This window comes from Herbidospora daliensis, from assembly GCF_001570585.1.
In the GTDB taxonomy this organism is placed as follows: domain Bacteria; phylum Actinomycetota; class Actinomycetes; order Streptosporangiales; family Streptosporangiaceae; genus Herbidospora; species Herbidospora daliensis.
The window spans coordinates 14,005-35,721 of the sequence record NZ_BBXF01000013.1; the positions used below are offsets into that span (position 1 = coordinate 14,005).

At 71.3% G+C, this 21,717-nt stretch carries 21 protein-coding genes; 14 read left to right on the forward strand and 7 right to left on the reverse strand.

The window, feature by feature from the left end:
• The first annotated feature begins 860 nt into the window (after positions 1–860).
• The 4 genes from AW274_RS37385 to AW274_RS37400 all read left to right on the forward strand — a co-directional run bounded on the left by AW274_RS37385 (position 861) and on the right by AW274_RS37400 (position 5,323).
• On the forward strand, positions 861–2,132 hold the full coding sequence (locus AW274_RS37385) for a helix-turn-helix domain-containing protein (protein WP_232320689.1): 1,272 nt from the start codon (positions 861–863) through the stop codon (positions 2,130–2,132).
• A gap of 83 nt (positions 2,133–2,215) precedes the next feature.
• Positions 2,216–2,773: a copper resistance CopC family protein gene (locus AW274_RS37390; RefSeq protein WP_062443519.1), complete on the forward strand. Its 558-nt coding sequence runs from the start codon at positions 2,216–2,218 to the stop codon at positions 2,771–2,773.
• A gap of 8 nt (positions 2,774–2,781) precedes the next feature.
• Entirely contained in the window at positions 2,782–4,800 is a 2,019-nt protein-coding gene (locus AW274_RS37395) for a bifunctional copper resistance protein CopD/cytochrome c oxidase assembly protein (protein ID WP_232320682.1), read from the forward strand.
• A 103-nt stretch (positions 4,801–4,903) separates the two neighbouring features.
• On the forward strand, positions 4,904–5,323 hold the full coding sequence (locus AW274_RS37400; protein ID WP_062443522.1) for a sensor histidine kinase: 420 nt from the start codon (positions 4,904–4,906) through the stop codon (positions 5,321–5,323).
• 31 nt (positions 5,324–5,354) lie between these two features.
• Here AW274_RS37400 and map read toward each other — a convergent pair whose 3' ends face one another.
• Positions 5,355–6,203 (reverse strand): type I methionyl aminopeptidase, encoded by an 849-nt coding sequence (map, locus tag AW274_RS37405; protein WP_062443526.1) that lies wholly within the window; start codon positions 6,201–6,203, stop codon positions 5,355–5,357.
• A gap of 34 nt (positions 6,204–6,237) precedes the next feature.
• Between map and AW274_RS37410 the strand changes: the two genes are divergently transcribed.
• The 3 genes from AW274_RS37410 (at position 6,238) to AW274_RS37420 (ending at position 8,745) form a co-directional block, all read left to right on the forward strand.
• The gene (locus AW274_RS37410; protein ID WP_062443529.1) at positions 6,238–6,435 is read left to right on the forward strand and encodes a hypothetical protein; all 198 of its coding nucleotides are present in this window, start codon (positions 6,238–6,240) and stop codon (positions 6,433–6,435) included.
• A 646-nt stretch (positions 6,436–7,081) separates the two neighbouring features.
• On the forward strand, positions 7,082–8,053 hold the full coding sequence (locus AW274_RS37415) for an SPFH domain-containing protein (protein ID WP_063813889.1): 972 nt from the start codon (positions 7,082–7,084) through the stop codon (positions 8,051–8,053).
• A 17-nt stretch (positions 8,054–8,070) separates the two neighbouring features.
• On the forward strand, positions 8,071–8,745 hold the full coding sequence (locus AW274_RS37420; RefSeq protein ID WP_062443533.1) for a GntR family transcriptional regulator: 675 nt from the start codon (positions 8,071–8,073) through the stop codon (positions 8,743–8,745).
• A gap of 168 nt (positions 8,746–8,913) precedes the next feature.
• Here the strand turns inward: AW274_RS37420 and AW274_RS37425 are convergent, their stop codons facing one another.
• Positions 8,914–9,543: a cyclase family protein gene (locus AW274_RS37425; protein WP_062443537.1), complete on the reverse strand. Its 630-nt coding sequence runs from the start codon at positions 9,541–9,543 to the stop codon at positions 8,914–8,916.
• Positions 9,540–9,797, reverse strand: a complete 258-nt coding sequence (locus AW274_RS37430) for a CBU_0592 family membrane protein (RefSeq protein WP_062443541.1) — start codon at positions 9,795–9,797, stop codon at positions 9,540–9,542. Before AW274_RS37430 ends, AW274_RS37425 begins: the two co-directional genes overlap by 4 nt.
• Before the next feature lie 75 nt (positions 9,798–9,872).
• Between AW274_RS37430 and AW274_RS37435 the strand changes: the two genes are divergently transcribed.
• The gene (locus AW274_RS37435; RefSeq protein ID WP_062443544.1) at positions 9,873–10,823 is read left to right on the forward strand and encodes a LysR family transcriptional regulator; all 951 of its coding nucleotides are present in this window, start codon (positions 9,873–9,875) and stop codon (positions 10,821–10,823) included.
• 41 nt (positions 10,824–10,864) lie between these two features.
• Here AW274_RS37435 and AW274_RS37440 read toward each other — a convergent pair whose 3' ends face one another.
• Positions 10,865–11,443: a hypothetical protein gene (locus AW274_RS37440; protein WP_198169590.1), complete on the reverse strand. Its 579-nt coding sequence runs from the start codon at positions 11,441–11,443 to the stop codon at positions 10,865–10,867.
• 165 nt (positions 11,444–11,608) lie between these two features.
• Between AW274_RS37440 and AW274_RS37445 the strand changes: the two genes are divergently transcribed.
• Positions 11,609–12,754, forward strand: a complete 1,146-nt coding sequence (locus tag AW274_RS37445) for a lipase family protein (RefSeq protein ID WP_062443550.1) — start codon at positions 11,609–11,611, stop codon at positions 12,752–12,754.
• A 36-nt stretch (positions 12,755–12,790) separates the two neighbouring features.
• Positions 12,791–13,453: an NADPH-dependent F420 reductase gene (npdG, locus tag AW274_RS37450; RefSeq protein ID WP_062443759.1), complete on the forward strand. Its 663-nt coding sequence runs from the start codon at positions 12,791–12,793 to the stop codon at positions 13,451–13,453.
• Positions 13,454–13,465: 12 nt separating this feature from the next.
• Here the strand turns inward: npdG and AW274_RS37455 are convergent, their stop codons facing one another.
• Positions 13,466–14,143, reverse strand: coding sequence for an alpha/beta fold hydrolase (locus tag AW274_RS37455; RefSeq protein WP_062443763.1), 678 nt, complete (start codon positions 14,141–14,143; stop codon positions 13,466–13,468).
• Positions 14,144–14,207: 64 nt separating this feature from the next.
• A complete protein-coding gene (locus AW274_RS37460) occupies positions 14,208–15,653 on the reverse strand; it encodes an aminotransferase-like domain-containing protein (RefSeq protein WP_062443563.1) in 1,446 nt (481 codons plus the stop codon).
• A gap of 89 nt (positions 15,654–15,742) precedes the next feature.
• Here AW274_RS37460 and AW274_RS37465 point away from each other — a divergent pair, with 89 nt between their 5' ends.
• Entirely contained in the window at positions 15,743–16,918 is a 1,176-nt protein-coding gene (locus AW274_RS37465; RefSeq protein ID WP_062443567.1) for a trans-sulfuration enzyme family protein, read from the forward strand.
• Positions 16,919–16,937: 19 nt separating this feature from the next.
• Positions 16,938–17,837: a threonine/serine dehydratase gene (locus AW274_RS37470; protein WP_062443570.1), complete on the forward strand. Its 900-nt coding sequence runs from the start codon at positions 16,938–16,940 to the stop codon at positions 17,835–17,837.
• A 57-nt stretch (positions 17,838–17,894) separates the two neighbouring features.
• Here the strand turns inward: AW274_RS37470 and panB are convergent, their stop codons facing one another.
• On the reverse strand, positions 17,895–18,719 hold the full coding sequence (gene panB / locus AW274_RS37475; RefSeq protein WP_062443573.1) for a 3-methyl-2-oxobutanoate hydroxymethyltransferase: 825 nt from the start codon (positions 18,717–18,719) through the stop codon (positions 17,895–17,897).
• Between the two features lie 213 nt (positions 18,720–18,932).
• Between panB and AW274_RS37480 the strand changes: the two genes are divergently transcribed.
• Positions 18,933–20,069, forward strand: a complete 1,137-nt coding sequence (locus AW274_RS37480) for an MFS transporter (RefSeq protein ID WP_232320683.1) — start codon at positions 18,933–18,935, stop codon at positions 20,067–20,069.
• A gap of 90 nt (positions 20,070–20,159) precedes the next feature.
• A complete protein-coding gene (locus AW274_RS37485) occupies positions 20,160–21,716 on the forward strand; it encodes a DHA2 family efflux MFS transporter permease subunit (protein ID WP_062443578.1) in 1,557 nt (518 codons plus the stop codon).
• Position 21,717: the final 1 nt, after the last annotated feature.

Consider the following 21,717-nt stretch of genomic DNA (forward strand, 5'->3'; position numbering starts at 1 on the left):
ACATCGCGCCGTGAATGGCCGATGGCGGCGGGGCGAAATCCGCCTGGATGACGTGAAAAGCCGACGAGTTCCGGGCGCGCGCCGAAATCCACGGACTTCGCGCATCACGATTTATGGTCGCATTCGCAGTGATATCGGTTCTCGCGAAAGAATGGCGGTCGCTCGCCGAATAAGCGGAGCGATTATCCCGGTCGCCAAGATGATCGACGTGCCCCGGAGGCGCGGGCCGCGGCGGCTGAGGGAGCGGTGCCGCGGCGATCGAGACAGAGCGGTCTTCGGGGCAGGTTCCACGCACCGAGCGTGGTCTCTTTCATCTGCACGTGCATCTGGCGTCACCTGAGTCACAGATCGACACAGGATGTCAGGACTGTCCGGCTTGGGGCAGACCTGCGACGCGGGTAATTGAGGTGGCTTCAGTGGCCGGTGGGACGCCGACTTGGCCGGACTCTGGTTTCCGTGGTCGCTCACCGTGACCATTCAACGGCGGAAAGTGAAAAGCGCAGGTGAGACATAAAAAGAATCGCGGCACTGGCCAGTGCCGCGATTCCGATTTCATGCTGTGGCCAGGGGATCCGTCCCGGTGCCTGGGAGTCGGTGGGGGAGGCTCACATGGGGTTCACGCTAGGAAACTTCTCTTGACTTTCCTGACTCACGTAACGAGTCAGCAGCATTCGATGCTGTAAACCTTGAGGGGGGACGAAGTGGCGCTGGCGGCCGTAGCATTGATCCCTGCGGCGGTGGTAACCGCAAACAAGGTCGTAAGAGCAAGCGTGATCAGGCGGCGTCGCACGGTGGGGCTCCCGTCGGGTCTAGAGGTTCTTGCATTTTTCCAGGGGGTGCTGGTGACCGGTCAAGATCTAGTGGGTCAGCGCATCAAGACCATCCGCCGACAGCGGGGGCTCTCTCAAGCGCAACTCGCACATCCTGAGCTGTCCGACAGCTATGTTTCCCTAATTGAGAGCGGTAAGCGTACCCCTACTCCGGCAGTTCTGGAGCTCCTAGCCCAGAAACTCGACTGTTCTCTCACTTATCTCGTCAACGGCGTCACCGCCGAACAGATGGAAGAGATCGAGGTCGGCCTGCGATTCGCGCGGCTGGCGCTGGAGAACGGCGAGGCCCAGGAGGCCCGCCGCCGTTACGCCGAGCTTCTCACCGACACCAGCCTCACGGGTCTGGCCCAGCTCCGCCAGGAGGCCGAATACGGCTGCGCCCTGGCGACCGAGGCCTGCGGCGACCGCGGCGAGGCGATCCGGCTTCTGAAGGGCCTGCGCGCCGACACCGAGCGGCCGATGTCGGTCGAGTGGCAGGTGGCCGTCGCGGTCGCGCTCTGCCGCTGCTACCGCGACGAGGGCGAGCTCGGCGAGGCCGTGCGCGTCGGCGAGGCGCTGCTCGGCGGCACCACCCGCCCGGCCTGGACCGACGCCCTGATCGAGCTCGGCTCGACGCTGCTGTCGGTCTACCGCACCCGCGGCGACCTGCTGCGGGCCCGCCACTTCGCCTCCGAGCTGCTGTCGGCCGCCGAGCTTCTCGGCACGCCGCGCGCGATCGTGGCGGCCTCGTGGAACGCGGCCTTCGTCGCGCAGGAGACCGGCCGGGGCGAAGAGGGCATGAGCCTGCTCGAGCGGGCCATGGCCATCCACTCCGAGAACGGCGACCACCGCAACCTGGCCCGCCTCCGGGTGGCCTACGCGACCATGATCGTCCGCACCCGCGCCAGCGACGTCGAGGCGGCCCGCGACCTGCTGCTGCGGGCGCAGCGCGAGATGAGCGAGTCGTCGGCCTCGGTGCTCGACAAGGCCCGCTGCCAGATCGAGCTGGGCCGGACCGAACTGGCGCTCGGCAACCCGCGCCAGGCGGTCGAGAACACCCGCGCGGCCGACGAGATGCTCCGCGACTCCCGTGGCGAACACTGGGCCGACGCGAACCTGGTCCAGGGCCAGGCCCTGCTGATCCTCCACGAGGACGAAGAGGCGGCCGTCGCCCTCAACCACGCGACCGAGGCCTTCGACCCGGCGCCCATGCGCCGCTGGGCGCAGAGCTGGATGACCGTGGCCGAGGCCTACGACCGCCTCCACGACCACGACCAGAGCATCATCGCCGCCCAGAAGGCGCTGGCCTGCGTCGGCCTGTGACGACGGCGTGGCCGGTGGTCTCCCGGGTCCGGGAACGGGCTCACGGTGAGACCACCGGCATGCGTCGGTAGCCTTAGCACGCCATGAAGAGTTCACCGATCGTCGCCGTTCTGGCCGTCGTCGCGGCCCTTCTGCTGCCCTCCGCGCCGGCCGCCGCGCACACCTCCCTGCGGGGCAGTGATCCCGCCGAGAACACGCGGGTCACCGCGCTGCCCAAGGTGACACTCGAGTTCAGCGAGTCGGTGCGGTTCCCCGCCGTCGTGCTGACCGGGCCCGACGGCCAGCGCTACGAGAACGGCAAGCCCCGGGTCGACGGGCGCAGGGTCGTCCAGGACGTCGGGCCCGCCTCCGCGCTGCCCTCCGGGGCCTACACGATCGCCTACCGCGTCGTCTCGCGCGACGGGCACCCCGTCGAGGGGGAGATCCCGTTCACCTACGTGCCGGTGTCCTCCGGGCGGGGGGCCGTCGCGGCCTCGCCGCAGCCGGTGCAGGCGGCCGCCGCCGCGCCTGCGCCGAGCGCCTCCGCGAACCCCGCCGAGCCCGAGGAGAGCAGGCAGATTCCCGCCTGGGTCTGGATCGTGGTCTTCGGCATCGCCGGCATCGGGATCGGCATGGCCTTCAGCATGCGCAAGAAGCCATAATGGCCGGAATGTCCGATGGGAAGGCCGCCCGGATGAACCGTACCGTCCGGCTCGCGATCGCGGGCGGGTGCGCCGCCGCCGGGGCGCTGGTCGTCGGCATGGTGGCGGGGGGCGCGGCCACGCCGCGGGTCATCCCGGGGCTGCCCGACGAGGGCACGCTCACCCGGTGGATGGTGCCGGTCTCCAAGCTCGGCATGGACGTCGCGGGGCTGGTCACCGTCGGGCTCCTGCTGATGGCCGCCGCGCTGCTGCCCTCCGACAAGGGGCTGCTCGGGAAGACCGCCCTCGGCTACGCCAAGGCGGCCAGCTGGTCCGCCCTGGTGTGGGGCGGGGCGGCGGCGCTCAACCTCGTCTTCGGGTTGTCGCAGTCGCTCGGCCAGCCGATCGGGGTCGTGCTCGACGGCAATCAGCTGACCAGCTACGCCGGGCAGACCCCGCAGGGCATCGCACTCACGCTCGTCGTGCTCTTCTCGGTCTCGATCGCGCTGTTCGCGCGGGGGGCCATCACCGTCGGCGCGGCCGGCGGGCTGCTGGTGTTCTCGCTGGCCACGCTGCTGCCGCCGGCGCTGACCGGGCACTCCTCCAGCGCGCCCAACCACGGGCTGGCGACCACCTCGGTCGCCTTCCACCTGCTCTTCCTGGCGCTGTGGGTCGGCGGGCTCGGGCTGCTCTGCTACCACGCCCTGCGCGGCCACGACCGGCTGTCGCTGGCCGCCGACCGGTTCTCCCGCATGGCGTTCTGGTGCTTCGTCGGGGTCGGCCTGTCGGGGCTGGCGTCGGTCGCGGCCCGCATCGCGTCGGTGTCCGACCTGTTCACCTCGGCCTACGGGGTGATCCTGCTCCTCAAGATCGTCGCCTATGGCGTGCTCGGCGGCGTCGGCTGGTGGCACCGTAAGCGCACGCTGCCCGACCTGGCCGCCGGGCGGCCGATGGCGTTCGTCAAGCTGGCGCTGGGCGAGATCATGCTGATGGCCGGCACCGTCGGCATCGCCGTGGCGCTCGCGCAGACCGCGCCGCCGCCCGTCGAGACGCTGCCCACCGACCGCGCATTCGACCTGCTCGGCTACGTCATGCCGCCGGAGATCTCGTTCACGAACCTGCTCACGCTCTGGTGGTTCGATCTCTTCTTCGCCGTGATCGCCGCGGTCCTCGGGGGCCTGTACGTCGCCGGGGTCGTCCGCCTCGTCAGGCGCGGCGACAAGTGGCCCGTCGGGCGCTCGCTCGCGTGGGGACTGGGCATCCTGATCCTCGTGCTGACCACGCAGAGCGGCGTGGCCCGCTACGCGCCGGTGCTGTTCAGCGTCCACATGACCGAGCACATGATCCTGTCGATGCTGGTGCCGATCTTCCTGGTGCTCGGCGCGCCGGTCACGCTGGCGCTGCGGGCGCTGAAGCCCGCCCCCCGCAGGGGCGACCGGGGACCGCGCGAGTGGATCACCGTGATCCTGCACAGCCGGGTCGCCAAGTTCGTCGCCCACCCGGCCATCGCGACCGCCCTGTTCGTCGTGTCGACGTACGCGCTCTACTTCACGCCGCTGTTCGAGTCGGCCATGGAGGAGCACCTCGGGCACATCGCCATGTCGCTGCACTTCCTGCTGACCGGCACCCTGTTCTTCTGGGTGATCGTCGGGGTCGACCCCGCGCCGAACAAGCTGCCCTACATCGGCCGCCTGCTGCTGCTGTTCGTCACGATGCCCTTCCACGCGTTCTTCGCGATGGCGATCATGAGCATGGGCGGCGTGCTGGCCGTCGACTGGTACGAGCAGCTCGGCCGCACCTGGGGGGCGTCGTCGTTGTCCGACCAGAACACCGGCGGGGCCATCGCCTGGGGCTTCGGCGAGATCCCGACGCTGATCGTGCTCATCGCGCTGGCCGTGCAGTGGTGGCGGGCCGACGAGCGGGTCGCCCGGCGGCACGACCGCAAGGCCGACCTGGTCGCGGCGCGCACGGGCGGGTCGGGTGACACCGAACTCGACGCCTACAACGACTATCTGGCAAAGCTCAACAAGCGTGACCAAAAGCGGTAACGGGCATCATCTTCTGGGTTCGGCAAACCCTAAGCAAACGGCAACCGTTCCTTGAGCCTCACCCGTTAGCGTCGCCGGTGAAGATCAGGGGAGTTGGAGAGCTTTGTCCGAGGAACTGCGGCTGCGTGAGGGCACCGGGCTCAAGCCCGCCCTCGAGGAATACCTGGGCGGCTGGTCGGTCAGAACCGGCATCGCGGTCGAGACGTGGGCGCTGCCCGACGCGCCGCTGCCGTCGGCCGTCGTACGGGGGGTCTACGCCGTGGTGACCGAGGCCCTCGCCAACGTCGAGGCCCACAGCGGGGCCCGCCACGTCGCCGTCGCCATCACGGTCGGCGACACCGGCCTGCGGATGACCGTCAGTGACGAGGGCGTCGGCTTCTCCGAGGGCACCACCGGCCGGGGGCTGGCCGAGATGAGGGCCAACTTCGTCGAGATCGGCGGCACCCTGTCGATCAACAGCGTGCTGGGCTCCGGCACGACGCTCAGCGGGGTCGTGCCGAAGCGGGCCCTCAGAGGGGCGTGAAACCCCGCCGGGAGCGGCGTGAGGGCCGTGTTCAGGGGAGGGTGAGGATCTCCACGCCCGAGTCGGTGACCAGCACCGTGTGCTCGAACTGGGCGGTGCGCTTGCGGTCTTTGGTCACCGCCGTCCAGCCGTCTGACCAGATCTCGTAGTCGATCGTGCCGAGGGTCAGCATCGGCTCGATCGTGAACGTCATGCCCGGCACCAGCGTGACCGCGAGCGACGGGTCGTCGTAGTGGGGGACGATCAGGCCGCTGTGGAACGAGTGGGCGATGCCGTGGCCGGTGAAGTCGCGCACCACGCCGTAGCCGAACCGCTTCGCGTAGGCCTCGATCACCCGGCCGACGATGTTGAGCTGGCGGCCCGGGGCGACGGCCTTGATCGCGCGGGCGGTGGCCTCGCGGGTGCGCTCGACGAGCAGGCGCGACTCCTCGTCGACGTCGCCGCACAGGAAGGTCGCGTCGGTGTCGCCGTGGACGCCGCCGATGAAGGCGGTGATGTCGACGTTGACGATGTCGCCGTCGTTCAGGACCGTGTCGTCGGGGATGCCGTGGCAGATGACCTCGTTGATCGACGTGCAGAGCGACTTGGGGTAGCCGCGGTAGCCGAGGGTCGAGGGGTAGGCGTCGTGGTCGAGCAGGAACTCGTGGCCGATCCGGTCGAGCTCGTCGGTCGTCACGCCCGGCGCGACGTGCTTGCCGACCTCTTCCAGCGCCTGGGCGGCGATGCGCCCGGCGACCCGCATCTTCTCGATCGTCTCGGGGGTCTGCACGTCTGACGCGCCGCGTTTCGGCTCCTTCTTCCCCACGTATTCCGGACGCTCGATGTGCGCGGGAACCTTGCGGGTGGGCGAGATCCGCCCGGGCCGGAGCAGTGTCGTCATGCGCGCAAGTCTATGTGCGCGCGGAAGGGGCAAGATGGCCGTTGTGAGCGAGCAAAATGGACACTGGTGGTTCTGTCTCAAGCACATGCGCGTCGAGGGCGACCAGGGCTGCCCCAACAAAGACCGCATGGGGCCCTACGACACCGAAGCCGAGGCCGCCAACGCCCTGACGACGGCCTCCGCCCGCAACAAGGCCTGGAAGGACCAGGACAAGGAGTGGGACGACGACTGACCGCCGGCCGGGCACTCCCTGGTCGGCGAGTTCATCAAGGGCCGGCGCGCACCGCATGCGATCGGCCCCGGCCGCGCCCGCAGCCGCTTCCTGATCGCGAACTGAGGCCCTCGCCGGGCGCTCCGCTGTGAGTCCGCGTCATCGGGACGGTTCGGTGACGACGCCCTAACGCGACAAGGCGGGCGGAACGGAAGCCACGCCGTTCCCCGTTGGGGTCTCCCTCGCGATGATCCCGGTCAGCGGCACGCGAGATGGTCGCCGGCGGACCCGGCCAGGCAGGCACCATCGGTTCCCGCATCGGCGGGGCGACCCGCGGCTGCCGGCTCCCGCGTCGAGTCATGCCGGGGAGCACGCCAAGAGCACGCTGTGGAGATCGGTCAGCGCAAGCCGCTGCTCATCGCGCCAAGCTCATCGGATCCCCCTTCGACGAACTGGCCGGCGCTCCGCAGGCGGGAGACCCCCGGGTACGCCTGAAGCCGCGCTCGGTCAACGGGCGCACCGTCCTGCCGCTGACCCGCCGGCCGGGCTCCTCGCAGGCATGGAAGGTCATCCCTGAGGTGCACGTGTGCGCCTCGCCTCGCCGTGCACGGAAGGATCTTTGAAGGATCCTCTTATCAAATTGTTCAACAATCCTTAGATTGAACGTATGTCCAAGACCTTGATCGGTGTCTTAGCCGTCGCCCTGACCGGGCTCACGCTGATCACGTACGCGACCGGATTCACCCAAACGGACGCGGGAGTCGTCACCGTCATCCGCGACGGTGGCCCATTCGACGAGAGCGGCATTCGTCAGATCCTCAACCCGGCCAGCGGGCCCACCTGGACCGGGTTCATGTCCGCCGCCCACCCCTATCCGGCGCAGCAGCGCATCTACACGATCACCTCCGACCCCAAACGGGCCACCACGCTCGGCGTCGACGAGGTGGTGGTGCCGAGCGGCGACGGCGTCAACGTGGGCGTGGAGGGCACGTTCTACTTCTCGCTCAACCTCGACCACGAGACCCTCAGGGCATTCGACGACCGCTACGGAACCCGCACCTACATCGGCGACGGCGACGACATGCTCTACGCCTGGGACGGCGACGAGGGCTGGAGCGCCTTCTTCAGCCAGGCGGTCAGGCCGGTCATCTACAACACCCTGAGGGTGCAGATCGGGGCCATGCGCTGTGAGGAACTGGTGCCCACCTGCGCCTTCCTCAACGGCGCCGACCTGCCCGAGCCGAGCGCCGGGCTGGCCAACCTGGCCAAGGTGCAGTCGGGGGTCAACGCCAGCCTGGAGCGCGAGATACAGGCCATGCTGGGCGGGCCCTACCTGACCGGGTTCCGGTTCAACCTGGTCCGGATCGCCCTGCCGGACGAGGTCCAGCAGAGCATCACCAGCGCCCAGGGCGCCCAGGCCGACATCCGCCAGGCCGAGGCCAGGGCCGAGCAGGCCAAGATCGACGGCCGCGCCCTGGTGACCGGCGCCGAGGCCGAGGCCGACGCCAACCGCGCCCGCCAGAAGGGCTACGAGGCCTGCCCGGCCTGCGTGGAGATCGACAAGATCGGGGCGCTGCCCGACGGCATCACCGTCTACGCCCCGGGCAATCCCCAGGGCGTGGACGCCGGCGGCGAGTAGATGATTGTCTGCCAACCGTGAGTGAACCAGGCCCCTCCGACGCCTACGGGGAGACCCGCCCGTTCCGGGTCCGCAGCAGCACGGCCGAATGGGCGGCGGCGATCCTGCGGCAGCGCATCACCGAGGGCGGCCTGGCCCCCGGCCGCCGCCTGGCCGAAGACGAACTGACCGCCGAGCTGGAGGTCTCCCGCAACACCCTGCGGGAGGCCTTCAGCCTCCTCGGCTACGAGCGGCTCCTGGAGCACCGGCTCAACCGGGGCGTCTACGTGAGGGTCCTGTCACCGGCCGACGTCGCCGACATCTACCAGGTCAGGCGGATGATCGAAGGCGCGGGGGTCCGCCGCGCGGACCGGGATCCCGCGGGCCTGGCCGCCCTGCGCGAGGTGGTCGCCGAGGCCGACAAGGCCGCCGCCGAGGGCCGGTGGCCCGACGTCGGCGCCGCCGACCTGCGCTTCCACCTGGTCATCGCCTCCCTCAACGGCAGCGAGCGGGTGAACACGATGATGGCCCAGCTCCTGGCCGAACTCCGGCTGGTCTTCCACACCCTGGACCCCCGCGCCCTGCACGCGCCCTTCCTGCCGCTCAACCGCGAACTGCTGACGCTCCTCGCCGCGGGGCGCGGCCCCGACGCCGAGGCCCTGCTCGCGGCCTGTCTCGACCAGGCCGAACGGGTGCTGCTGGCCACCTGCTGACCGTGGCGGCGCGCACCGGGAGCGCGGGGCCGGCGCCGGAAACCGGGGGGCGCCGGAGACGGCGGGCGGGGCCGGGGCAGGCGGAGCCGTAACGGAGCAGGAAATCGCCCGCCGAACGGTTCCCGCCGCTGAGCATGCGACCGTCGGTTCGGCTACGGAAGGAGGCTTCTAGACCACCGCGTAGGCCCGCACCGGGAAGGTGCCCATGCCGGCGACCAGGGGCGGGGCCGCGTGGAAGCGGAAGCCCGAGGCCGGGAGCGCGCCCAGGTTGGTGAGGTGCTCGACGATCGGGATGCCCGCGGCCAGCAGGGTCGTGTGGGCCGGGCGGTCGCCCTTCGGGGGTGTGGCGTCGATGTTGAACGAGTCGATGCCGACCAGGGCGGCGCCGCCCGCGACCAGGGCCGCCGAGGTCCCGGCGGTGAGATGGGGGTGGCCGGTGAAGTAGGCGTCGGTACCCCAGTTGGTGTCCCAGCCGGTGTGGAAGAGCACGGCCTTGCCGGCGACGTCGAGGTCGGCGGGCAGGTCGACGCCCTTCACGACCACGCCCTCCAGGTCGGCGAGCTTGTCCAGCGGGAGCCCCGACAGGTCGGCGCCGTCGGCGAAGCGGTGGTTGGGGCTGTCGAGGTAGGTGCCGGTGTTGGCGGCCATCGTGATCGTGCCGATGAAGAACTCGGTGCCCTCGGCGTAGAGGTCGCGCGAGGCCTCCCGGCTCAGGTGCACGCCCATGACGGGCGCGGGGATGCCCGGGTAGGTGATCATCCCTTCGACGATGCGGTGGCTCAGTTCGATGAGGCTCATGTGTTCCGTGCCGCCCTTCGTGCGATGAACCGGCTGAGGGTGAGGACGCCGATGGCGCTCCACACGATGTTGAGGATCGCCGACGGCCAGGCGCCGTGGTACCCGCTGTTGATCGCCAGGGCGGCCGCGCCCCCCAGGTTGATGGCCTGGTAGGCGAGGCTGTCCCCGGTCATCCTGGACGTGGAGACGAGGCCGTAGGCGATGAGGAGGGCGATCGCGCCGAGTGTGCCGATCGCGGTGATGAACGTTGACATTTGCCCCTCATGTTCGCGGTATGTCCATTTGAAGGACAAGTGAAGAAAACTTAAGCGGCCAATAAGCTGCTCTACATGGAAATTGACCCCCGACGGCTGCGCATCCTCCACGAGGTCGCCCGCCGCGGTGGCGTGATGAAGGCCGCCGAAGCGCTCCACCTGACCCCGTCGGCCGTCTCGCAGCAACTGGCCCAGCTCGAACGCGAAGTCGGCCTGGCCCTGCTCGACCGCTCCCAGCGCCGCATCTCGCTGACGCCCGCGGGGCGGGTGCTGTCGGCCTACGGGGAGCGCATCGAGGAACAGCTCTCCGAGGCCAGGAACGAGCTCAACCGCTTCACCGAACGCCTGTCAGGTCCGGTGACGATCGCGGCCTTCCCGACGGTGATCCGGCACCTGCTGGTGCCCGCGCTGCGGGTGCTGGCCGAGCGGCATCCCCGGATCGTGCCGGTGATCAACGAGGTCTACGGCAGCGACGCCCTCCAGGAGCTCCGGCTGGGCTCGGTCGACCTCGTGGTGACCGAACGCGACATGAGCACCCCCGCGCCGTCGCTCCCGTCGATGACGCGGCACCGGCTCTACGACGACGAATACCGCATCGTGGCCCCGCCGACCCTCGACCACATCCCCGCCCACGTGAGTGAACTGGCCGACCTGCCGTGGGTGGCCGGGGTGTCGTTCCAGGCGTGCGGCGCGGCGCTCGAACGGCTCAGCCAGCTCCACGGCTTCGAGCCCCGGCGCACGCACGTCATCTCGGAGTTCCCGCCCGTCCTCAGCCTGGTCGCGGCCGGGCACGGGGTGGCGATCGTGCCCTCGCTGGCGCTGCTCGACTTCCCCCGGGGCGAGGTCGTGGTGACCGGCATCCACGAGGTGGGCTCGCGCCGGATCGAGGCGCTGACCCGGGTGAGCCGGACCCGGTCGGGGGAGCCCGACCCGGTGCAGGCGGTGGTGATCGAGGTGCTGCGCGAGGCGGCGGAGGAACTGACCGAGCGGGTGGCGGCTCTGAGCGCTTCACTCGAAGCCCACTGAAGCGGGGCGATATGCCGAAATTCCGGGCGGCGGCTCTGATGTCAGTCGGGGACGCGCGGGCCGCTGATCTTGTCGGCCAGCCTGGCCAGGCGTTCGCGTAAGCCCAGCCGGGGGGCCTCGCCGGCGGCCATGCTCACCAGGTGCTGGGCTCCGTCGAAGGTCAGCGGGGCGGTCAGCAGGGGGACGGCGAAGGCGTCGTGGGCGAGCGCCTCCAGTTCGGGGTCGCCGCCGTCGATGGCCAGGATGGTCGCGCCGGTCTTGCGGGCGTCGGAGACGCGCTCCAGCAGGGGCACCGGGGCCTCCGACTCCGACACCACCACCAGCGTCTCGCCCCGCCGGGCCTCCAGCAGGCGGTCGACGCCCACCCGCAGGTGCGGGGGCGCCGTCAGGTCGGGGGACCAGCGGACCAGGGTCGGGGTCAGCTGGGTCAGGCCCGACAGGCGGGCCTCGTCGGCCAGGTGGGCGGTCAGGTGCCAGGGCTCGTCGTCGGGGGTGCCGGCGATCAGCAGGCCGCCGGGGGAGCGGGTGGTGCGCATCGCCCGGCCGAGGGCACGGGCCCGGTCGGGCCATTCGGTGGAGTCGAGGGCCTCGCGGAGGAGGCTGACCGCTTCGGCGTCCATGGCGCCCATCGTGCCTCAGGGGCTCGGAGCGCACGGGGCGCTTCGGTTTTTCCGGCCCCGGACAATTCGCCTGACTCGGTACTTGACTCGCGTCTACTCGCGGGTAACCATCGGCTCACGGCGCCGTCCCCCGAGAAGTGATCCCGTGAAGGGCGGCATGTCCCCATGCGTCTTCGAGTCCGTGCGACCGTGCTCGCGATCGCGGCCCTCGTGGTCCCCCTCCTCCTGCCGTCGAGCGCCCAGGCCGCCGCGCCGGGCGACATCGTCGAGGCCACGCCCACGACCGTCTACCTCGCTCCCGGGCGGCTGCTGGAGGTGCCGGCGCGGGCGTGGCACCTCCGCTACCGGTCGACCTCGGCGGTCGGGGGGTCGAACGTCGTCTCCGGTACGTTGCTCGTCCCCAAGTCCGGATATCTGGGTAAACGGCCCATCGTCGGCTACGCCGTCGGCACCCACGGCCTCGGCGACCCGTGCGCGCCCAGCGCCGCCATGGCGCGGGGCACCGAGCTCGAACTCGCCTTCGTCAGCCTGATGCTGCTCAAGGGCTGGGCCGTGGCGATCACCGACTACGAGGGGCTCGGGACGCCGGGAGACCACACGTACATGGCCGGGAAGTCCCAGGGGCACGCCGTGCTCGACTCGATCAGGGCGGCCACCCGGGTGCCCGACGCGGGGCTGGCGGCCGGCGGGCCCGTGGTGGTCATGGGCTACTCGCAGGGCGGCGCGTCGGCGGGCTGGGCGGCCCAGCTCCAGCCGGCGTACGCGCCGGAGCTGCGGCTGCGGGGCGTGGCGGCGGGCGGTGTGCCGGCCGACCTGAAGAAGGTCGCCGAGAACGTCGACGGCGGCGGCGACTTCGGGCTGGCCGCCGCGGCGGGGCTCGGGTTCGACGCGGCCTACCCCGAACTGCGGCTCGCCGACTACCTGACCCCCGAAGGGGCCGCGCTGTTCGCCGACGCCCGTGACGACTGCGTCGACGAGCTGCGCGACAAGCTCGCCGGGCGCACTCTCGCCGAGCTCACCACCCAGGACGTCATGAACCGCCCCGACTGGACCGCCCGGCTCCAGGAGAACCGCCTCGGCGCGACCCGGCCCCCGGTGCCGGTGTTCGTCTGGCACGGCGCCGGCGACGAGATCATCCCGATCGGCGTCAGCCGCACGCTGCGCTCCGAGTGGTGCGCCAAGGGGGCCACGGTGACCTGGACGAGCGTCCCGGCGCCCAATCACGTGCTCGGCGCGGTCGAAGGAGGGCCGCTGGCCATCGCGTGGCTGGCCGGGCGGGTGCTGGGCCTGCCCGCCTTCGGGAACTGCTGAGGTCGGCCGGGTGTTGCCCCTGGCATGATCGAAGCCATGTCCGACCAATTTGAGAATGTGACGATCGCGATCCTCGGCGGAACCGGCGACCAGGGCAACGGCCTGGCCCGCCGGTTCGCCCTCGCCGGGCACCGCGTGCTCATCGGCTCCCGCAGCGCCGAGCGCGCCCAGGCCGCCGCCGACGCGCTGGCCGGCGCGGGCCGCGTCGAGGGCGGCGCCAACGCCGACGTCGCCGCCGAGGCCGACCTGGTGATCGTCGCGGTCCCGTGGGACGGCCACAAGGCGCTGCTCACCGACCTGGCCGAGGTGCTGGCCGGCAAGATCGTGGTCGACTGCGTCAACCCGCTCGGGTTCGACAAGCAGGGCGCCTACGCGCTGCCCGTCGAGGAGGGCAGCGCCGTCCAGCAGGCCGCCGCGGTGCTCCCCGGCAGCCGGGTCGTCGGGGCGTTCCACCACGTCTCGGCCAAGCTGCTGCTCGACCCGGCGGTCGAGGCGATCGACCTCGACGTGCTGGTGCTCGGCGACGACCGCGAGGCCACCGACCTGGTGCAGGCGCTCGCGCAGCGCATCCCGGGCGTGCGGGGGATCTACGGCGGGCGGCTGCGCAACGCCCACCAGGTCGAGGCGTTCACCGCCAACCTGGTGTCGATCAACCGGCGCTACAAGGCCCACGCGGGCATCCGGGTGACCGACGTCTGATCCTCATCGACGTCAGGCGTTGGCGACCAGCCAGTCGGCCACCGCGCCCGGCGCGACCACCTGGTGCAGGTGGTCGCCCGGGATCCGGGTCACCGGCCAGCCCCGCTCGTCGGCCTCCTTGGCCGTGCGCTCGTAGGGGTCGCTGAACCACAGGTAGGCCCCGCGCACGTGGTCCCACGTGTGCGGGACCGGGATGTGCTGGCTGTAGTAGAGCAGCGGCAGGCGCGGCTGCTCGGCCACGATCTCGTCGCGGGTGCGGCGGTCGGGCACCAGCGCCGACACCATCTCCTCGGGCCACCAGTCGGTCCAGCGCGGCAGCAGGCCGTTCTCGTCGGCCATCGCGCCCAGGAACGTCAGGTGGTCGGACTCGGCCGCCGGGATCGAGCCGCGCCGGGGCGGGAGGGCGGCGTCGACGAACAGCACCGCCGTCACCTGGCCGCGCAGGCGCTCGGCGACGAGGGGGACGTACAGGCCCGCGTTGCTGTGGGCGACGACCACCACCGGGCCGTCGGGGGCCGACACGGACACCTGGTCGACCACGCGCGGCCAGTAGGGCGGCGGGCCCGCCGTCACCTCGGTCAGCGACGGGACCACGGCGCGCCGGCCGCGGGCGCGGAGCTCGGCCGCCACCGGGGTCCACGTGGCCGGTCCGACCGCGGGGCTGTGCACGAGGAGGAAGGTGGCGTCCATGGGCACCAGCATTCACCCGCCGCACCGGTTTTGGGTGGCTTGTCCGCTGCCCGTGAACAATCTTCTAGACGACGAGCGTGGGCAGCGCCGGCCGGCGGCGGTTGCCGTTGTAGTCGTGCCACGCCGACCGCAGGCCCTCGACGCAGCGGGTCAGCTCCTCCTCGGGATGCACGAACGGCAACCGCAGCATGACCTCGTAGCCGGTCCCGGCCGGGTCGAAGGCCGTGCCCGGCGGCACCGCGACCCCGTGGCGCGCGGTGAGCTGCGCGAACGCGCCCGCGTCGCCCCGGGGCAGGCGCACCCACAACGTCTGCCCGCCCGCCACCGGCTGGGCCGACCACTCGGGCAGGTGCGCGCGCAGCAGTGACACCAGGTGGTCGTGGCGGCTCTTCAGCACGGTGAGCCTGGCCCGGCGCACATCGTCGGCCCGGTCGAGCAGGATCGCCGCCGCGAGCTGCCCGATCGCGTCGCCGCCCAGGTCGTGGATGGCCCGCCGCCGCGCCAGCCGCGAGATCACCGGGGCCGCCGCCCTGATCCAGCCGACCCGCAGGCCGCCCCACACCAGCTTGCTCAGCGAGCCCACCGTGAGGACCTGCTCGCCCCGGGCGTAGGCGGCCAGCGGGAGCGGCCGCTCGCCGTCGAAGCACAACTCGGCCGGGACCGCGTCGTCGATCACCGGCACGTCGGCCTCCTCGGCCCACGCCACCAGCCGCCGCCGGGCCAGCGGCGGCATCACCCTCCCCGTGGGGTTGTGCGCGGTCGGGATCGTGTACGCCAGCGCGGGCCGCACCGGCGCCGACCGGCCCCGGGGCGACAGGACGCCCCGTTCGTGCAGCTCGTCGAGGTCGCAGGCGTCGATCCTGGCCCCGGCGTCGAGCAGGATCTCCGAGGCCCCGGTGTAGGTCGGCGACTCGACCCTGACCGTGTCGCCGGGGCTGACGAACTGGCTCGCCAGCAGGGAGATCGCCTGCTGGCCGCCGTTGGTGGCGAGGATCTCGCCGGGCTCGGTCGGCAGCCCGAGCCGGGTGAAGTGGCGGGCCACCGCGCGCCGGAACTCCGGCAGCCCGGCCGGGTGGTAGCCGATGTCGCGGGGCAGCCGCGTGGCCGCCTCGCGGTAGGCCTCGACCAGCTCGGGCGGCGGCTCGACCGGGGCCGCGCAGGTCAGCAGCGTCACCCCGTCGGGCGGGTCGAGCACGTGCAGCAGCAGCGGGTTGGTCCCGGCCCCGGACGACCGGCTGATCGGCAGCTCCGCCTCGGCCACGCGTGTGCCGCTGCCCTGCCGCCGCACCAGGCGGCCCTCCTGCTGGAGCAGCTCGTACGCCGAGACGACCGTGCCTCGCCCGACCGCCAGCCGGCGGGCCAGCACCCGATCGGGCGGCAGCGGGGAACCGGGGGCCAGCAGCCCGTCGTCGATGAGGCCGCGTAACCGGGCCGCCAGCAGGAGATAGAGCGGCCCCCGCCCGGACGCCCAGCGCCCGAGCCAGCCGACGAGGCGATCCTCCTCCGTCATCCCGCCATCGTGACATTGGATCGCGATGCGAGCCAATTCACCGTGATTGGCTCTCCAACCAGTCCGCCCGACCCGTCATCCTTAGCTGTGTGACTGATTTGCGACCGGATACACGAGTTGTCCACCTTCCCAAGGTTCAGCCAGAAGGTAGCGCGCCGATCTCGACGCCGATCTACCAGACCTCCGGGTTCCTGTTCGACGACCCGGCCGTGTTCGCCGACGGCATGGACCGCCCCGACGGCGCCTTCGTCTACGGCCGCTACTCCAACCCCACCACCCGGGTGTTCGAGGAGGCCGTCGCCGGCCTGGAAGGCGGCGTCGCCGCCGTCGCCGCCGCGACGGGCATGGGCGCGATCAACACCGTCTTCCTGGCCCTGCTCAGCCCCGGCGACCACGTCGTCGCCCAGCACTCCCTGTACGGCGGCACCGGCCACATGCTGGAGGAACTGGAGGCCAGGTTCGGGATCTCGGTCACGTACGTGCCCGAGGACGACCCCGAGGCCGCCCGCGCGGCCCTGCGCCCGGAGACGAAGCTCCTCTACCTGGAGACCATCGCCAACCCGATGACCCAGGTCGCCGACCTGCCCGGCATGTGCGCCGTCGGCCGCGAGGCGGGCGTACCGGTGATCGTCGACAACACCTTCGCCTCGCCGATCGTGTGCCGCCCCATCGAGCACGGCGCCTCGATCGTCGTGCACTCCTCGACCAAGTACCTGTCGGGCCACGCCGACATCGTCGGCGGCATCTCGGTCTTCGCCGACCACGAGCTGCACCGCAAGGTCTGGAAGTTCCACTGCGGCCTCGGCGCGGCCCCCGACCCGTTCGCGTCGTGGTTGTCGCTGCGCGGCCTCCAGACCCTGCCGCTCCGGATGGCCCGCCACCAGGAGAACGCCCGCGTCCTGGCCACCCGCTTCGCCGAGCATCCGGCGGTGGCAGCCGTTCACTGGCCGGGCCTGCCCACCCACAAGTCCCACGCCCTCGCCGCGAAGCTGCTGCCCGACTTCGGCGGCGTGTTCTCGATCGACCTGGCGGGCGGCCGCGAGGCCGGGGTGCGGTTCATGAAGTCGCTGAAGGTGGCGCTGCTCGCGCCGTCGCTCGGCGGCGTGGAGACGCTGGTGCTGCACCCGGCGTCGACGTCGCACCGCTCGGTCTCGGACGCGGCCCTGGCGGCGGCCGGCATCAACCCCGGGACGGTCCGGATCGCGGTCGGCATCGAGCACCCGGAGGACCTGTGGGCCGACTTCGCCCAGGCGCTGGAAGCGTGACGTGCACGATGATGGGCCGATGAGGCTCACGCGTGACGAAGTGATCGAAGCCGCCTCGGTGATCGGCGGGCGCGTCAGGCGCACGCCGGTCGTCGAGGCCGCCCCCGGGGTCTGGCTCAAGCTGGAGTGCCTGCAGCATTCGGGTTCGTTCAAGGTCAGGGGCGCCTTCAACCGCATGCTCGCCGCCGACCTCCCGGCCGCCGGGGTGATCGCCGCCAGCGGCGGCAACCACGGCCTGGCGGTGGCCTACGCGGCGCGGGCGCTGGGGATCAGGGCGGAGATCTTCGTCCCGGAGGTCTGCGCGCCGGTCAAGATCGCCGGTCTGCGGGCCCTGGGCGCGCAGGTCGTGGTGACCGGCGCGATCTACGCCGACGCCCTCGACGCCTCCCGCAAACGCGCCGCCGAGACGGGCGCCCTGGAACTGCACGCCTACGACCAGCGCGAGGTCGTCGCGGGGCAGGGCACCCTGGCCCTGGAACTGGAGCAGCAGGTCCCCGGCCTCGACACGATCGTGGTCGCGGCGGGCGGCGGCGGGCTGGCCGGCGGGGTGCGGGCGGCGTTCGGGGGAGAGGTCGTGGTGGTCGAACCCGAGCTCATCCCGACCGTCCACGCGGCCCTGTCGGCGCGGGAGCCGGTCGGCGTGGACGTATCGGGCGTGGGCGCCGACGCGCTGGGCGCCAGCAGGGCGGGCCTGATCGGGCTGGAGGTGCTCCAGGACCGGGTCACGAGCGTGCTGGTGACCGACGAGGCGATCGCGGAGGCCCGCCGGACCCTGTGGAGCGAGCACCGCGTCGTGGCCGAGCACGCGGGCGCGGCCGCCTTCGCCGCCCTCCAGTCGGGCCGCTGGGTTCCCCGGGCGGGCGCCACGACGGCGATCGTGGTGTGCGGTTCGAACACCGACCCCTCGACGCTGGCCTGAGGGACCTCCCGGTCACCCCCGGCGGAGTCGTTGTCGCGACGGGGGTGACCGGCGAGGTTAGCTGTAGCTGTGCTCCTTGGCCGGGAAGGCGCCGGAGCTCACCTCGTCGGCGAAGGCGCGGACCGCGCGGTCCATCTCGCCGTGGAGGTCGAAGTACTTCTTCACGAACTTCGCCGGGCGTTCGGTCAGGCCCATCAGGTCTTGCCAGACGAGCACCTGGGCGTCGGTGCCGGGGCCCGCGCCGATGCCGATCGTCGGGATCGACAGGGCGGCGGTCACGCGGTCGGCCAGGTCGGTCGGCACGCATTCGAGCACGAGGGAGAAGGCTCCGGCGTGTTCGAGGGCCTTGGCGTCGGCCATCAGCTCGTCGCCCGACTGGCCCCGGCCCTGCACGCGGTAGCCGCCGAAGGCGTTGACCGACTGAGGGGTCAGGCCGAGGTGGCCCATGACCGGGATGCCGGCCGACACGAGGGCCTCGACCTGGGGGAGGACGCGGTGGCCGCCTTCGAGCTTGACCGCGTGGGCGCCGGCCTCCTTCATGAAGCGGGCGGCGGTCTCCAGGGCCTGCGCGGGGCTGGCCTGGTAGGAGCCGAAGGGCAGGTCGGCGACGACGAGCGCGCGCGACGAGCCGCGGACCACGGCCGCCGTCAGCGGGATGAGGTCGTCGACCGTGACCGGCAGGGTCGAGTCGTAGCCGTAGACGACCATCGCGGCCGAGTCGCCGACGAGCATGACCGGGATGCCGGCGTCGTCGAAGACGCGGGCGGTCATGGCGTCGTAGGCGGTCACCATCGGCCACTTCTCGCCGCCCGGCTTGGCTGCCTGGATGTCGCGTACGGTCACCCGGCGGCCGGCGGCCCCGCCGTAAAGTGCAGAGGACATGGCTACCTCCTGGTCTCGTGGCGCCCCTGTGGCGTCCCCGGACAGTCGCATCATCGCATGCGACTTCGGGATAGAACACCCCGCCCACTACCCGTAATCCGGTTCTGTCAGAAGCCGTCCGCTTGGCACAATGCCGTGCGGAGGTTGTAAGTAATGAAAACGGCGGTTGAACCTTACCGGAGGCTCTTCAGGCTCCCGGGCATTCCCTCTCTGGTGGCCCTGGGGCTGCTCACACGCATCCCGGCGACGGCCACCGGGTTGACGATCACGCTGCACGTCGTGCAGACGCTGGGGCTCTCGTGGGCCCAGGCGGGCATCGCGGGCACGGCGTCGACCGTCGGCATAGCGGTGGGGTCGCCGCTGCTCGGGCGGGTGGTCGACCGGCGCGGGGCGCGGTCGGTGGTGGCGGTGACGGCGGCGGTCCAGCTGGTGTTCTGGCTGGTGGCGCCCTCGCTGCCCTATGAGGTGCTGGTCGGGGCGGCGTTCGCAGGCGGGCTGCTGATGTTGCCGGTCTTCGGGCTGATCCGGCAGTGCGTGGCCGCGATGGTGCCCAAGGAGCAGCACCGGACCGGGTTCGCGCTCGACTCGATGGCGGTCGAGTTGTCGTACATGATCGGACCGGCGGTCGGCGCGGCGGCGGTGAGCGCGTTGTCGAGCACGGTGGCCATGCGGGCCGTCGGCATCGGGTTCGCGCTGGCGGGGGTGGGCTTCTACCTGCTGAACCCGCCGACCCGGTCGGCCGAGGAACTGGCCGAGGGGCCGCACCAGAAGGTGCCGACGCGGCGCTGGCTGAACACGCGGGTGCTGACGATCTTCGGGGTGACCTCCGCGCTGACCTTCGTGCTGACGGCGACCGACCTGGCGATCGTGGCCACGCTGGAGAAGGCCGGCGACGCCGCGTGGATCGGGCTGGTCATCGGCCTGTGGTGCTTCGCCTCCCTCATCGGCGGGTTCGTCTACGGCGTGCTGCCGCGCGGGTTCTCCCCGCTGGTCATGATCGGCGGCCTGTGCGCGCTGACCATCCCCGTCGGGTTCGTCGGGGGCGGCTGGTGGTGGCTGATCCCGGCGCTGATCCCCGGCGGGCTGCTCTGCGCGCCGTCGTTGTCGACGACGGTCGACTACGTCAACAAATCGGTGCCGGCCGCCGCGCGCGGGGAATCGATGGGCCTGCACGGGACGTTCCTCACCATCGGCGTCTCCTCCGCCGGTCCGGTGGCCGGTCTGATCATCGACGGGTGGGGCCCGAGCTGGGCGTTCGTCGGGGCCGGGGCCATCGGGCTGGTGCTGGTGCTGGTCGCGGTGCCCTTCTGGCGGCTGGCGCCGCGACAGGCTGTTGAGGTGCCCGCCTAGTTTTCGAAACGCGACCGTTGCGTATCGTTATTCGCCGGGTGTACCTTTCGATACGAAACGACATCGTATCGAAAGTTAACGGGGGCATCCGTGGATGCACACTCGGGACACCCGCGCCGCTGGCAGATCCTCGGCGTGATGGTGTTCTCGCTGCTCGCGGTGGTGCTCGACCAGACGATCCTGAACGTGGCGATCAAGACGATCGCCGATCCCGTTCACGGACTGGGCGCCACCCAGAGCGAACTCGAATGGGCCATGAACTCCTACACCCTGGCGTTCGCCGGCCTGCTGTTCACCTTCGGCGTGCTCGGCGACCGCCTCGGCCGCAAGCGCATGCTGATGGCGGGCATGGTCGTCTTCCTGCTGGCCTCGGTGGCCAGCGGGTACGCGCAGGACCCCAACCAGCTGATCGCGGCCAGGGCCCTGATGGGCATCGGGGGCGCCGCGATCATGCCGGCCACGCTGGCGATCATCTCCAACGTCTTCCCCTTCCACGAGCGCGGCCGGGCCATCGGCATCTGGGCGGCCGGGGTCGGCATCGCCGTCGCCATCGGCCCCATCACCGGCGGTCTCCTCCTCGAGCACTTCTGGTGGGGTTCGGTCTTCCTCGTCAACGTGCCGATCGTGCTGATCGGGCTGGTCCTCAACGCGATCCTGGTGCCCGACTCCAAGGACCCGCACAAGGCCAAGCTCGACCCCATCGGCGTGGTCCTGTCGATCCTCGGCCTGATCTCGCTCGTCTACGGCATCGTCCGGATCAGCGACCTCGGCACCGTCGCCGACGTGACCGTCATCGTGCCGGTCGCGGTCGGCGTGGCGATCCTCGCGGGGTTCGTCTGGTACGAGTACCGCACCGACCACCCGGCCTTCGACGTCCGCCACTTCCGCAACCCGGCGTTCTCCACCGCCATCACCACGGTCGGCCTGACCTTCTTCTCGGCCATCGGCGTGATGTTCTTCATGGCCTTCTACTGGCAGATCGTGCGCGGCTACTCCCCGCTCCAGTCGGGCGCGCTCGTGCTGCCCTTCGCGGCCGGGCAGCTGCTGTTCTCCCCGCGCAGCTCGGCCATGGTCGAGCGGTACGGCGCCAAGCTCGTCGGCACCGTCGCGATGAGCGTGATCACGGTGGTGCTGGGCGCGTACGTCTTCGTCGGCGTCGACACCCCCATCTGGATCCTGCTCGTGCTGGGCTTCGTCCAGGGCGGGGCGATGGCGAACATCCTGCCGCCCGCCACCACGGCGATCATGAACGCGCTGCCGCGCGAGAAGGCCGGCGTCGGCTCCTCGATGAGCAACGTGTTCCGCCAGGTCGGCTCGTGCCTGGGCATCGCGGTGCTGGGCGCGATCCTGTCGGCCAGCTACCGCAACGACATGGAGGGCGTGGCCGCCGCGCTGCCCGGCGACGTCGGCCACGTGGCCCAGGAGTCGATCGCCGGCGCGGCCGGGGTCGCCTCGGCCCTCGGCCCGCAGGGGAGCTCGCTGCTGCACGCCGCCAACGAGGCGTTCGTCACGGGCGTCCACTGGGCGTCGGGCGGGGCCGCGCTGATGACCCTGATCGGCGTCTTCGTGGTGGCCCGCTGGATGCCCGGGAAGTCGGCCCCCACGGTCATCCCGGACCTGGTGAAAGCCGAAAGCGCCGTAGGATAAC

Coding starts and splice junctions, on each gene's coding strand:
- AW274_RS37470 (WP_062443570.1), top strand. CDS start 16,938: ATGAGGCTCACGCGTGACGAAGTGATCGAAGCCGCCTCGGTGATCGGC.
- AW274_RS37460 (WP_062443563.1), bottom strand. CDS start 15,653: ATGACGGAGGAGGATCGCCTCGTCGGCTGGCTCGGGCGCTGGGCGTCC.
- panB (WP_062443573.1), bottom strand. CDS start 18,719: ATGTCCTCTGCACTTTACGGCGGGGCCGCCGGCCGCCGGGTGACCGTA.
- map (WP_062443526.1), bottom strand. CDS start 6,203: ATGACGACACTGCTCCGGCCCGGGCGGATCTCGCCCACCCGCAAGGTT.
- AW274_RS37390 (WP_062443519.1), top strand. CDS start 2,216: ATGAAGAGTTCACCGATCGTCGCCGTTCTGGCCGTCGTCGCGGCCCTT.
- AW274_RS37445 (WP_062443550.1), top strand. CDS start 11,609: ATGCGTCTTCGAGTCCGTGCGACCGTGCTCGCGATCGCGGCCCTCGTG.
- AW274_RS37440 (WP_198169590.1), bottom strand. CDS start 11,443: ATGGACGCCGAAGCGGTCAGCCTCCTCCGCGAGGCCCTCGACTCCACC.
- AW274_RS37415 (WP_063813889.1), top strand. CDS start 7,082: ATGTCCAAGACCTTGATCGGTGTCTTAGCCGTCGCCCTGACCGGGCTC.
- AW274_RS37430 (WP_062443541.1), bottom strand. CDS start 9,797: ATGTCAACGTTCATCACCGCGATCGGCACACTCGGCGCGATCGCCCTC.
- AW274_RS37425 (WP_062443537.1), bottom strand. CDS start 9,543: ATGAGCCTCATCGAACTGAGCCACCGCATCGTCGAAGGGATGATCACC.
- npdG (WP_062443759.1), top strand. CDS start 12,791: ATGTCCGACCAATTTGAGAATGTGACGATCGCGATCCTCGGCGGAACC.
- AW274_RS37435 (WP_062443544.1), top strand. CDS start 9,873: ATGGAAATTGACCCCCGACGGCTGCGCATCCTCCACGAGGTCGCCCGC.
- AW274_RS37455 (WP_062443763.1), bottom strand. CDS start 14,143: ATGGACGCCACCTTCCTCCTCGTGCACAGCCCCGCGGTCGGACCGGCC.
- AW274_RS37410 (WP_062443529.1), top strand. CDS start 6,238: ATGGCCGTTGTGAGCGAGCAAAATGGACACTGGTGGTTCTGTCTCAAG.
- AW274_RS37395 (WP_232320682.1), top strand. CDS start 2,782: ATGTCCGATGGGAAGGCCGCCCGGATGAACCGTACCGTCCGGCTCGCG.